Origin of the sequence: Avibacterium endocarditidis (assembly GCF_965138825.1) — a bacterium.
Taxonomy (GTDB): domain Bacteria; phylum Pseudomonadota; class Gammaproteobacteria; order Enterobacterales; family Pasteurellaceae; genus Avibacterium; species Avibacterium endocarditidis.
In genome coordinates, this window is record NZ_CBCSDH010000004.1 from 1 (window position 1) to 12001 (window position 12001).

At 35.1% G+C, this 12001-nt stretch carries 11 protein-coding genes and 1 riboswitch; of the genes, 6 read left to right on the forward strand and 5 right to left on the reverse strand.

Annotation, left to right across the window (positions count from 1 at the left end):
• Positions 1–205: 205 nt before the first annotated feature.
• Complete coding sequence (locus ACNAV8_RS02990; protein WP_415777189.1) at positions 206–817, forward strand: hypothetical protein; 612 nt, start codon at positions 206–208, stop codon at positions 815–817.
• Positions 818–899: 82 nt separating this feature from the next.
• Entirely contained in the window at positions 900–1259 is a 360-nt protein-coding gene (locus ACNAV8_RS02995) for an LbetaH domain-containing protein (RefSeq protein ID WP_219827900.1), read from the forward strand.
• A gap of 65 nt (positions 1260–1324) precedes the next feature.
• Here ACNAV8_RS02995 and ACNAV8_RS03000 read toward each other — a convergent pair whose 3' ends face one another.
• Positions 1325–5011 carry a CDP-glycerol glycerophosphotransferase family protein gene (locus ACNAV8_RS03000; protein ID WP_415777190.1) on the reverse strand — a complete coding sequence of 1229 codons (3687 nt, stop codon included), beginning with the start codon at positions 5009–5011 and terminating at the stop codon, positions 1325–1327.
• 135 nt (positions 5012–5146) lie between these two features.
• On the reverse strand, positions 5147–6142 hold the full coding sequence (locus ACNAV8_RS03005; protein WP_415777191.1) for a stealth family protein: 996 nt from the start codon (positions 6140–6142) through the stop codon (positions 5147–5149).
• Between the two features lie 271 nt (positions 6143–6413).
• On the opposite strand from ACNAV8_RS03005, the gene ACNAV8_RS03010 reads away from it, so the two are divergent.
• Genes ACNAV8_RS03010 through ACNAV8_RS03025 form a run of 4 tightly spaced genes read left to right on the forward strand, consistent with a single transcriptional unit; the run spans position 6414 to position 10151 of the window.
• Complete coding sequence (locus ACNAV8_RS03010; protein WP_415777192.1) at positions 6414–7565, forward strand: polysaccharide biosynthesis/export family protein; 1152 nt, start codon at positions 6414–6416, stop codon at positions 7563–7565.
• Between the two features lie 11 nt (positions 7566–7576).
• Positions 7577–8710 carry a capsule biosynthesis protein gene (locus tag ACNAV8_RS03015; protein WP_103853331.1) on the forward strand — a complete coding sequence of 378 codons (1134 nt, stop codon included), beginning with the start codon at positions 7577–7579 and terminating at the stop codon, positions 8708–8710.
• Complete coding sequence (locus ACNAV8_RS03020) at positions 8710–9507, forward strand: ABC transporter permease (protein ID WP_103855465.1); 798 nt, start codon at positions 8710–8712, stop codon at positions 9505–9507. The genes ACNAV8_RS03015 and ACNAV8_RS03020 overlap by 1 nt, the downstream gene beginning before the upstream one ends.
• Positions 9504–10151 (forward strand): ABC transporter ATP-binding protein, encoded by a 648-nt coding sequence (locus ACNAV8_RS03025; RefSeq protein ID WP_103855466.1) that lies wholly within the window; start codon positions 9504–9506, stop codon positions 10149–10151. Before ACNAV8_RS03020 ends, ACNAV8_RS03025 begins: the two co-directional genes overlap by 4 nt.
• Positions 10152–10208: 57 nt before the next feature.
• On the opposite strand, the gene ACNAV8_RS03030 is transcribed toward ACNAV8_RS03025, so the two are convergent.
• From ACNAV8_RS03030 to queC, 3 genes are read right to left on the reverse strand one after another with little or no spacing between them, the layout of a single operon-like run.
• Entirely contained in the window at positions 10209–10835 is a 627-nt protein-coding gene (locus tag ACNAV8_RS03030) for a 7-carboxy-7-deazaguanine synthase QueE (protein ID WP_103855476.1), read from the reverse strand.
• A gap of 14 nt (positions 10836–10849) precedes the next feature.
• Positions 10850–11272 (reverse strand): 6-carboxytetrahydropterin synthase QueD, encoded by a 423-nt coding sequence (queD, locus tag ACNAV8_RS03035; protein WP_103855467.1) that lies wholly within the window; start codon positions 11270–11272, stop codon positions 10850–10852.
• Positions 11265–11948, reverse strand: coding sequence for a 7-cyano-7-deazaguanine synthase QueC (gene queC / locus ACNAV8_RS03040; protein ID WP_103855468.1), 684 nt, complete (start codon positions 11946–11948; stop codon positions 11265–11267). Before queC ends, queD begins: the two co-directional genes overlap by 8 nt.
• A 2-nt stretch (positions 11949–11950) precedes the next feature.
• A riboswitch (PreQ1 riboswitch) is annotated at positions 11951–11995 on the reverse strand.
• Positions 11996–12001: the final 6 nt, after the last annotated feature.

The window sequence follows — 12001 nt, forward strand, 5'->3', positions numbered from 1 at the left end:
CTCCTATATTCTGAATTTTGGTTGTCTGCCTTATTCATTATAGGAGGACTTTTTTATTCTGTTCACCGCTTAAGCTTTTTGATTCCATACGCATAGCGTATAGTTTTATAGCTAGACTTTGTCTAGCTATAATCAAATAGATAGTAAGCATACTGCTTACTATCTATTCTGATAATCAGATTAAAAATATATTGTGGAAGGTAAGATGATAAACAAAACAACTGAAGAATTTCAACAAGAAATACTGAAAACGATTAAATTGAAATCCACATCAATTAAAATCTATTACCAGCAAAATGTATATTGCGACTTTCAGAGTGATCGTGAATCATTCTTTTCAGTTAGTTTGGATCTAGTTCAACAAAAAATATTTTTATTCTACCGAGATAAAACCCCAATAGATAATATTAGTATCATATACCCAGATACCAAACTAATTAAGCTGGAGAATGATAATGTATACATGTATGATGTGAGCACTCTTGATTTTTCGCAGATTTGTTCTTTATTTATTAAATTCGCAGAGCGAGCTGAGCAATATTTTGCCGATCGTCCCGTACCCGTAGTTAATAGCAGAAAAAAAGAATTAATCTCTGGCAACTACTATGATACATCAGGTAATAAAATCACTGCTCCAAATAATCTACATAACTGCCATTTTCAATTTCTCGGGGGAGGGAATCAAGTTACTATTCATCCTAATGCAAATCTTCGTAATGTATTTTTAGAATTTTTAGGACATAATAGCAAAGTGTATATTGGTGAAAATGTTTCTATGAAAGGGCAATGGTGTTTAGGAGTAGGGTGTACCTATTAAAATAGGAAGCAAAACGACTAGCACAAATCCTGTTTACATTACAGTCGCTGAACATACCACTCTATCTATCGGTGAAGATTGTATGTTTGCTACTAATAATCAAATCCGAACCGATGACGCACACCCTATCTACGATGTACGTACAGGAAAGCGTTTAAATACGTCTAAGGATATAATCATTGGTTATCGAGTATGGGTAGCATATGGAGCAACAATTTGGGGTGGCTCACAAATAGGGAATGGCAGCATAGTAGGAGCATATTCCGTTGTAAAAAAACGCTTTCCTAATAATTGCATAATTGCTGGGGTCCCTGCCAAAGTTATACGTAAAGATGTATTTTGGGAAAGAAATAATGTCCTATACACTGATATTGATAATGGGATAGACCTTACAAAAATAAACCATCTTCAGTATATCACGCCAACAATGGAGCTAGAATAAATCATTATAAGACAGCCGTCTGAAAAACTAACTCCGACAGACGGCGGCTTTACTTAACTCAGTGACTATTGTAAATACTCTAATTGCTTTCTTATGCACTTCGCTTGCAATACTTTATCCCCCTTAACTTCAGCAACTTCTGCTGCTAATTTCCAATAAGCTAACGTATCTTGAGCGGTCAAATCATTAAAATAATATTGTGCAGTTTTATCGTTTTTCAAACGACATAGAGCAATTATATAAAAATAAGCAGCTTCACGCGAAGTTGGGACAAATTCATCTATAACCTTTATTAGTCCTTTCCAGTTTTGAGCTTGGTAAAGTTTTTCGGCCTCATATAAAGCTATTTCTAAATTTTCAGAGTATTTTTGTCGGAATTGTTTCAACAGATACTCTTCACCTTCAGAGTTTCCACTGTCAAGCATTTTCTTCAGATAGTCAACAGCCAAATCCTCAGGAATTAGTAATAAATTTTCTTCAAAAGCACGATTAAGCTGAATAAACATTTTGTCAAAATCACCACGGAGCTTTGCTAATCTTGCAATTGCTATACGGCAGCTTGGATCATTTTTAGTATGCTTTTCATAGGTCACAAGGCATTGGTGTGCACCTTGTAAATTACCTAACTTCATATAAATATAAGAAGCTAATAGTTCAAGCTTTAAGCTATTTCGATTAGCCATATCTATTGTATCTATATAAGTTTTTAGTAATGCTAACGCTACAAAATAATCTTGTTCTAAAATTTTCTTTGCTATTTCCAGTAAAGAGCGGTATTTTTTTTCTAAATTTTTATTTAGTCGTTTTAATAAATTTTTAGTATTCTCTTTATCTTTATAAAAGGCTGATATAAGAAGAGCTATTAAAAAATCTTCTTGGCTACCGATAGTATTTTCTTTAGCGAAGAATCTAGCTCCTTTAATAGCATTGCCAATTTGCAAATCTATTTTAGCTTGCCAATATTGAGAGTATTTAGGATTCTCTAATAGTAAATTTTGTAATTTATTAAACTGCTTACTATTAAATAGTGCATTCAAATAGCGATTCCAGTAATCATCTAATTCTTTTTGTTCTAGCCTATTTTCATCAAACAAAATCTGAATACGACTAGCTGCTAATTCCCAAGCCTGATTTTGTTCAGCATGAACAATCATATTCTTTAAAATTGGCAAATTGTTACGTTCTTCAGGATTATCCAATGCAACAATAGTTTGATATACACGTTCACAGTTTTGATCATCTTGATATGGAAAAGTTTCTTTAATACGAGTAAGATATTTATTATCTAATCCTGATTGTAAGATATTTTTTAATGCATCAAATGTGTTCTGTTCAGTTAAAGTAACAGGACCAAAGCCAGAGCTTTCATAGTCAAACCATCCTTTTTGAACAGTATGTGCACCTGAAAAAAATTCATCACGATCAAATTGATAATAAATAACAGCCTTATTAAGATAAGCCATATCAAAAGCTACTGAAGAATAATCTGTAATTAAAATTGAGGAGTCTCCAAATAAGTTTTGAATGCTTTCCGTAGCCTCTTCCCCTTTCCAAATTTCTATATAAGAAGGAACCTTAAATAGGGGTAAATAGGGTTCTATATTAGGGTGAGGAGCGAAAGTAACCTTATGTTCATATTTTTCGGCTAATAATTTTAATTCTTTTGAATGTAAAAAGCTAAACCAGTGTTGAGCGTAGGAAGTCTCCATAAAAGAATTATTAATAATGCGCCTATTACTACCATTTCCAATATTTTTCCCCACAATATAATTTCGCCAAGTGGGCATAATTAGAATACGTTTTCCTCTAAGAATACTTTTAGATAGTAAGCTATCATAACGCGGGAAACCAGCTAATACTACTTCTTTTTCAGTTAGTTTATAACGATTGAAGTTTGCTGCAATTTCTTTATATTCTGGAAGTGCTGTAGTAATGAAGCAATGTAAATTAATCTTAGTATTAACCCAGATAGATAAATTATTCTGAGTTACTCCATGCTGAAGGAAAACAAACTTTTTGCTATATTCATAAAGATCACCAAAATAATTATTAATGTGTTTTTCTAAGTGACTAGAAATGATCTTATCAGCTTTTCGCAAATGTTCTTCATAATCTTTACTTCCAAATTCAACTAAATTAAAGCCCTCTTTCTCTAATCTATCCCAATCTTGTGCCGTTTTATTCAAAACAAAATAGCAACTTTTTTCAGGATGGTTCTTCATCATATAACGATAGAAATGTTCTGCATTATCATCTGCTTTAGTTTCTCTATCCATTAAAAGCCAACTGCCATCTGAAATATATTTTTGAGATGGCATAAATAGGTTAATTAGTTCTTTTAATTCAATTCCCTTACTAAATATCTTACCCTTGATGGAAATCCGCATAGATTTATTATTTAATAATAAGTCAATTCTTGCTGAGTTTTTAAGTGATGAGTAAGAAATCCACAACCGTTTTTCATAAACAAATAACTTATCATTTAGAATATTGACAACTGTCTTTTCATAAGTTGGAATAATTTCTTGATTACCAATTTTAATTGAGTAAGGTAAGTCAAAGTAAGTATAATAGCTAACTAGAAATTGTTTCTGTTCACGATCTATATTTTCAATATACGCAATTTGAAATGGAGGTTCTATTTTTTTAAATAAACCAAGCATTCCAACTTTATGGAATAACCATGTTCCTATTAGATTAAATTCCATAATGTTTTTTTCATCAATATATGAAAAAACAATATCTATCAGATTATAAAATTTTTGCTTTTGTTCTATAGTTAAAAAATCAAGACGTTCAGGTCTATTCAGTAAGTATTGAATATACCAGCTCATATCATATAATACTGTCTTTTGAATAAAAGAAGGAATATTTCCAATCTTATGCTTATAACTTTCTAGCATAGGGATAAATCCAAACTCAAAGATATCTGAAAATTTCTCAGGTTTTAACCAAGAAGTATCTAGAGTTGAGCTACTATTGTTACGTTTACGATAAAAATAAATAGCATCCTTATTGAAAATTACATCAGCATTTTGCTGCTGCAATAAATAATCAGCAATAAACTTGCCATCCTCAAAATTCGGTTTTATTTGATGATTAAAATGTAATCTATTTCTATTAATATACGATACTTTAAAAAAAGTAGATGCCGCAGATAAATTGATAAACCGATCTAAGTTTGATACTTTAATAGTATGTGTTTTATCAAAACGAAATTTTAAAGGATGGCTGTCTTTAATAATACCTTGATTTTCAATAAATAATTTTAAATTAGTAACAAGCATAGTAGCTGAGACGTTTTTCGTTAAATGATAATCTACTGATTTAAAATAGTCTGGATGTAGATAATCATCAGGATCAGTAAAGACGACCCACTCTGTCTGAACATACTCTAGCCCTAAATTACGCGCAGAAGCCTGCCCACCATTTTCTTTATAAAAATAGTGTATATTCTTAGGAAATCTAGCTTGCCATTTTTTAATGATTTGAGCGGAATTATCGGTAGAACCGTCATCAACTAGAATAATTTGAATATGCTTTTTGAAACTAAGGCTTTGTTTGACTATACTATTAAAATAATCATCAAGATATTTTTCCACATTATAGACAGCAGAAACAATAGTATAGTAGTTATTTCCTTTATATCTCATAGGCAAATGTTTTTTTACTTGTATGGCTCTTTTAGCATACATATCTCGGAAAAATAGTTTAGGATCTCGAAGTAATTTTTTTAATTTTTTCTTATTCATAAGATATAACCTGTAATTTTAGTCTATTTATTAAAATAAATTTTTAACATTTCAATCAGTTTTTCCTGATAGTTTTTAATCTGTTTTGTGCTATGAAAGTCATTCGCACAAAATGAATGCGGTTGTTGACCTAGTTTATTTTTTTTTCAATAGTTTTTGGTATTGGCTTACTGCATTATTGGAGCGTATATTGAAATAATAGCATATTTCAGCACCTACTGTAGATTGACCATTTAAATACATTAGCCACGGAACAAGGAAAGTAGCCAAGTTTAGATCCTGATTTGTACGAAACTTATTAGATAAAAAAGCTAAAATCTCTGAATTATACCTTTGCCAAGCAGTTTGAAAAGCACTTTTTCTCAACGGAACGTATGTATGAACCAGTGATCTATCGATTTGATTTAAATAATGCTTGTTTAGTAAGGCTATGCTGTTTTGTGATGCCGCAAGTGTTGGCGTTAATTTACCTTTCATAGCCATTTTTTTTAAACTTTTATCTGCAATAAAAAGTGAAGCGATCCCATTAGGGTGAAAAAAATGCGCTTTCGGCAAAGGGCGAGCAACAAATACATCATCATTAAAATAGATAAAATATTCACTTAAATTGGGGATATTATGCAAATGAGCCTCAATGACATGTGAATTAAACGTAGGCAAATATTGTTTATCAATAATTTGAGCATGGTCAACAATACTTACATTTGGATAATTCTCTGGCGTAAACCATTCGGGAATTTGATCATCTGTAACAATATAAATGTGATTTACCCAAGGGAGAAAAGAACGCACGCTATGTAGAGAATAATAAAGCTCATTGTGATTACTGAAACGAGCTTCATCATTGCCATAAAGTGCTGTTTGCTCAGCTACCTCGGCAAATTGATGCCGACGTTGCTGCCATTTCAGATCTTGGTTATTGACCCAAGTAAAAACAACATCAATGTTAAAAGGTTCAAGTTGAATACTGCTTTCTAAGTCTGCAAGATATAAGCTATTTTCAATGATAGCTAGCTCATCTTTCTCGGTGATGCGTTGCTCTGCATTATAAACTGGATATTTTTTATTGAAAAAATCACGTAAAAATATACCCGGCTCTCGAAATAATTTCTTTAGTTTAGCGATATGCATTTTAGTTACTTGATTGTACGGTAAATTATTCAGCTAAATTCATCCATATCAAATTTTTAAACGTATAATTCTACTTTCCTATTTACTGGTAGTCAAACATGATTTTTTGTATAGAAATTCAGGAGATCAATATTCATTAACTATTTCAACTAGTTACTGTTTCAAACAAAAAAATCCCCATAAATGAGATTTATGCATTATAATGCCCAAAATTTTTTGACTATCTATCATTTTTACGTTTGAATACCAAATAATAGTTATAAGGAAACATATGCGCAAATCTCTCATTACTATCAGTTGTTGCTTACTCGTATCCTGCGCCAATTTACCCACATCAGGGCCAAATAAAGGCAGCATTGAAAAAGTGGAACAGCAAAATACTAATGTTCCTGCTGTTCAATTAATTAAGTTAGATGACAAGGTTGTAGGCGATACGCCTTTTCAAGTTCAATCTTTTAAACAGTTAGGTTCTTCTAAGCAACGTTACCAAGGTGTGGTAAGTTCTGGTGATTTGCTTGATATTACCCTTTGGGAAGCACCACCAGCGATTTTGTTTGGTAGTGTGTTAGATGAAAGTGGGGTTTCATCTAGTCAAAGCACTCGCTTGCCGGAGCAAATGGTCAGCAATAATGGACGCGTTACCATTCCATTTGTTGGTTCTTTGCGTGTAGCAGGAAAAACACCAGAGCAAATTCAAACTGATATTGTCAATCGTTTACAATCTATTGCGAATCAACCACAGGCGATTGTGCGTGTTGTAAAAAATAATTCTGCAAATGTAACGGTACTAACTAAATCATCAGCTGTGCGTATGCCTTTAACAACTTACGGTGAACGTGTATTAGATGCTGTAACCGCAGCAGGTGGTACAAGTGGAGAGTTACAAGATATTGCCGTGCAACTTACCCGAAATAACCAAGTAAAAACCATTTCTTTAGCAAAATTAGCACGCGAGCCGCAAGAGAATATTCTTTTGCGTTCTGGTGATGTCCTAAGCTTAATAAATAATCCACTTTCCTTTACTGCAATGGGAGCGGTAGGAAATAGTAAAGAAATTCGTTTTTCAGCAGAAGGTTTAACTTTAGCTGAAGCAATCGGTCGTTTAGGTGGATTAAATGATGATCGCGCAGATCCAAGAGGCGTATTTATCTTCCGTTACGTTCCATTTGAAGAAATGTCATTAAATAAACAAAGTGAATGGCAAGCCAAGGGGTATCACAACGGAATGAAAATTCCGACAGTATATCAGGCAAATTTACTTGAACCTCAATCAATGTTTTGGATTCAACAATTTCCAATTAAAGATAAAGATATTGTTTATGTCTCTAATGCACCATTGGCTGAATACCAAAAATTTATTCGTATGATCTTTGGAACAGTAAATCCAGCGCTATCTACCATAAATAGTATTAATAAGATGTAGGTGTATAAAAAATGGAACAAAATATTGATCAGCCTATTGCAAGACGTAAGAAAAAATTGAATTTAAAGAAACTTAATCCGCTGTTGTGGATAACCGTGATTATTCCTACCTTCTGTTCGATTTTTTATTTTTCGATCTGGGCTTCAGATGTCTATATTTCTGAATCTAGCTTTATTGTGCGTTCTTCACGTAGTCAGGCTAGTTTAGGCGGAATGGGCGCATTATTGCAAAGTATCGGCTTTGCACGTTCTCAAGATGATACTTTCACGGTGCAAGAGTTTATGCGTTCTCGCAATGCCTTAAGCACCTTAGAAACTGATTTGCCGCTTAGAAAATATTATGACGAAGGGGATTTTTTCAGTCGTTTTGATCCACTAGGATTATTCGACTCCCAAGAAGCGTTCTATCAATATTTTCGCGATCACCTATCAATTAGCATTGATTCATTATCGGGTATTGCAACATTAAGGGTGCGTACTTTTGATGCGGCATCAGCGCAAGAAATTAATAATGCCTTGCTCAATCTCGCTGAGAAATTAGTGAATCAGCTTAATGATCGTGCGCGTAGAGATACCATTAAATTTGCAGAACAATCCGTTAATGAAGCTGAAAATCACTTAACTGAAACTTCTGTCGCATTAAGCCAATATCGTGTTAAAAATGAAATTTTTGATGTGGCAAGCCAGTCAGAATCAGTTTTAACCTTGGTACAAAAATTACAAAATGAATTAATTTCAATTCAAACTCAGCTTGATCAAGTCAGAGCGTTATCACCAAATAACCCTCAGGTGAAAGTGTTAAGAGCTAGACAAAAAAGTATTCGAGAAGAGTTATCACAGCAGTTAGATGTGGTGTTTGAAGGGAAGAAATCTTTAACGACCCAATCTTCTGAGTATCAACGTTTGATTTTAGATGATACCTTAGCGAAACAGCAATTAACTGCAGCGATGTCCGCCTTGCAAAGTGCAAAAGAAGAAGCGGGCAGACAGCAGCTATATTTGGAAATTATTGCTAAACCGAATCGTCCAGATTTAGCCTTAGAGCCGCATCGTTTATACAATATTTTGGCAACGTTAATTCTTGGCTTGGTGCTTTATGGTGTATTAACACTATTATTAGCCGGTGTGAGAGAGCATAAAAACTAATGCAGTATGGCGAACAAACTTCATTACGAGAATCATTCCAAATTCAGTGGCGAGTGCTGAAAGCATTATTGCTACGCGAAATAATTACTCGTTATGGGCGTAAAAATTTAGGGTTCTTATGGTTATTTGTCGAACCCTTTATGATGACCCTTGTGATTGTATTAATGTGGCACTTTTTTAGGGCGGATAGGTTTTCTACGCTAAATATTGTTGCTTTTGCGATCACAGGCTATCCCTTATTGATGATGTGGCGTAATGCCTCAAATAGAGCAATTGGTGCAATTGATGCCAATATGGCGTTGTTATATCACCGTAATGTTCGCCCTTTAGATACGCTTTTTTCCAGAATGACGTTGGAAATTATGGGTGCGACCGTTGCTCAGATTTTGATGCTTGCCTTTCTTGTAATAATCGGTTGGGTTGAAATGCCAAGCGATGTGCTATATATGCTTTTTGCTTGGTTCTTAATGGCGCTGTTTGCCATTGGTCTAGGTTTAATTATTTGCTCGCTATCTTATTATTTAGAATTTTTTGGCAAGATCTGGGGAACACTAACATTTTTGATGTTTCCTATTTCAGGGGCATTCTTTTTAGTAAGTAGCTTGCCTAGTAATGTGCAATCTATGTTGCTATGGTTTCCAATGATTCACGGTACAGAAATGTTTAGACACGGTTATTTTGGTCCAAGTATCGTCACAATGGAATCCCCTGGCTACCTTCTTACCTGTGATCTAGTGATGCTTTTAATTGGATTATTAATGGTACGCAGTTTTAGTAATAGGATTAACGCAAGATGATCAGTGTAGAAAATGTTTATAAGAAATATCATACAAGAACAGGTCCAGTAACTGTTTTAAATGATATTAACTTTAAACTTGAGAAAGGGGAAAAAGTTGGCATCTTAGGGCGCAATGGTGCGGGAAAATCAACCCTAATTCGTTTAATGAGTGGTGTCGAAGCGCCAACATCAGGTACAATTCGCCGTGAAATGAGCATCTCCTGGCCTCTCGCCTTTAGTGGCGCATTCCAAGGTAGTTTAACGGGAATGGACAATTTGCGCTTTATTTGTCGTATTTATAATGCTGATATTGACTATGTAAAAGCCTTTACCGAAGATTTTTCAGAATTAGGCAATTATCTTTATGAGCCAGTGAAAAGCTATTCTTCGGGAATGAAAGCGCGTTTAGCCTTTGCATTATCCTTATCTGTAGAATTTGACTGCTATCTGATTGATGAAGTGATTGCCGTGGGGGATTCACGCTTTAGTGATAAATGTCGTTATGAGCTTTTTGAAAAACGTAAAGATCGCTCTATTATTCTCGTTTCTCACAGCCCTTCTGCAATTCGTGAATATTGTGATAATGCAAAAGTATTAGAAAAGGGGAAATTACTAGACTTCCCTTCCATTGATGAAGCCTATAAATATTACAATCAACAATAATTAAAACTTTTCAAAAAAAACCGCACTTTATAAAGTGCGGTTATTTTTTATCAAATTTTATTCAATTCCAATCAGCTTGTGCGTTTGAATGCTCAACTGCCATTTCGGTTTATTCGGACGTTGATTTAGCAAGCCTAATTGCGTAATGGTGTGGAGCAAATTCATTTCACCGTTGCTTTCGCAAGGGGAAAGGTAGTAATGCTGCGCTTGAATTTGGCTTTCAATTAATGCACAAAATTCTTGCACATCGGCATCCGCCACAATGCGAACTTCGTTAGCTTGCACAATGCAGCGTTGGCGATATTTCTGCGCATACTCTCGTTTTGGACTGGTGGCAATGTAATCAATTTGTGCAGGGACAGGCTTTAATCCATTGGTTTCAATGGCAAGAAAATAGCCCTCTGCCTTAAGTTGATCAAGCAATAAGCTCAGCTGTGGCTGAATGGTGGGTTCGCCCCCTGTGATGATAATATTTTTCGCCGAAAACGACCGCACTTTAGCTAAGATTTGCTGTAACGACCACGGCTCAAAATCATTGTAGGGCGTATCGCACCAAGGACAGGCTAAGTTGCATTTGCCGAAGCGGATAAAAATGCTCGGCATTCCTGTGTTCGCCCCTTCCCCTTGCAGGCTTTGGAAAATTTCTACAATGGGATAACTTGGATTAGAAATCAGTTCTGCCATTAATCTTCCCGCCATTAATTTTCCCGATATTCACAAAATGAAGTGGGCGTTTCCCATAAACGAATAGCGCTAATCTGCAAATGTTCACTTAAGCGTTGAAAAATAAAGCGTGCCATTTCTTCTGCGGTGGTGCGAGTAGGCATGGCAAAGGTTTTGGAATTGAGATCTTGCAACAGTCGTGCAATTTTACTTTCGCGCCCGCTGGTTTCATCATAAATAAAGGCGTGATCCATTGGCGTAAGAATCTGTTCTTTTACGATCTGTTTGAGATCCGAAAAATCCATCACCATTCCTTTTTTCGCTCCGCTGGCGTGTAGTTCCCCTTGCACTTCCACTTGTAATTTATAAGTGTGGCCGTGCAGGTTTTGGCATTTGCCATCATGTCCGTCCAACAAATGCGCCATATCAAAACTGAATTCTTTAGAAACTTTAAACATTTTGCACCGCACTTTTTTGTTTTAAATATTCGTCTAAACCTTTATTGCGTAATACGCAGCTTGGACATTCGCCACAACCGCCGTCCACGCCCTGATAACAAGTGTGCGTATGATTGCGAACATAATCCAGCGCACCTAGATTATCTGCTAACGCCCAGGTTTGCGCTTTGGTGAGATACATCAACGGCGTGCGAAGATTAAAATTGTAATCCATCGCTAAATTCAGGGTAACGTTCATTGATTTGATGAACACATCACGGCAATCAGGGTAACCACTGAAATCCGTTTCGCACACGCCAGTGATAATGTCAGAAATACCTTGCCCTTTGGCATAAATGGCGGTGTAAAGCAAAAATAAGGCGTTACGCCCGTCCACAAAGGTGTTTGGCAGCTCGTCTTTTTCTTGCTTGATTTCTGCATTTTCGTTCATTAGAGCATTTGAGGTGATCGCTTTAATCACAGAAGTATCAATGAAAGTTTGTTTTACCCCAAGATCTTGCGCAATCCATTTGGCTTTTTCTAATTCAATGGCGTGGCGCTGACCGTAATGGAAAGTTACGGTTTCCACATTTTCTACACCATAATCGGCAATCGCTTGAATTAAACAGGTGGTGGAATCTTGCCCACCAGAAAAGATAACAACCGCTTTATGATTGTGATTTTTGAATGTTGTCATAAGATGTCCTAGTTTTTTTGCGTGGGAGGGTTGCGAACCACGGTTACAGCTGA

Excerpts from the sequence above, each read along its gene's own strand:
- ACNAV8_RS03020 (WP_103855465.1), top strand. The coding sequence starts at position 8,710 with ATGCAGTATGGCGAACAAACTTCATTACGAGAATCATTCCAAATTCAG.
- ACNAV8_RS03015 (WP_103853331.1), top strand. The coding sequence starts at position 7,577 with ATGGAACAAAATATTGATCAGCCTATTGCAAGACGTAAGAAAAAATTG.
- ACNAV8_RS03005 (WP_415777191.1), bottom strand. The coding sequence starts at position 6,142 with ATGCATATCGCTAAACTAAAGAAATTATTTCGAGAGCCGGGTATATTT.
- ACNAV8_RS03025 (WP_103855466.1), top strand. The coding sequence starts at position 9,504 with ATGATCAGTGTAGAAAATGTTTATAAGAAATATCATACAAGAACAGGT.
- ACNAV8_RS02995 (WP_219827900.1), top strand. The coding sequence starts at position 900 with ATGTTTGCTACTAATAATCAAATCCGAACCGATGACGCACACCCTATC.
- ACNAV8_RS03000 (WP_415777190.1), bottom strand. The coding sequence starts at position 5,011 with ATGAATAAGAAAAAATTAAAAAAATTACTTCGAGATCCTAAACTATTT.
- ACNAV8_RS02990 (WP_415777189.1), top strand. The coding sequence starts at position 206 with ATGATAAACAAAACAACTGAAGAATTTCAACAAGAAATACTGAAAACG.
- queD (WP_103855467.1), bottom strand. The coding sequence starts at position 11,272 with ATGTTTAAAGTTTCTAAAGAATTCAGTTTTGATATGGCGCATTTGTTG.
- queC (WP_103855468.1), bottom strand. The coding sequence starts at position 11,948 with ATGACAACATTCAAAAATCACAATCATAAAGCGGTTGTTATCTTTTCT.
- ACNAV8_RS03030 (WP_103855476.1), bottom strand. The coding sequence starts at position 10,835 with ATGGCAGAACTGATTTCTAATCCAAGTTATCCCATTGTAGAAATTTTC.
- ACNAV8_RS03010 (WP_415777192.1), top strand. The coding sequence starts at position 6,414 with ATGCGCAAATCTCTCATTACTATCAGTTGTTGCTTACTCGTATCCTGC.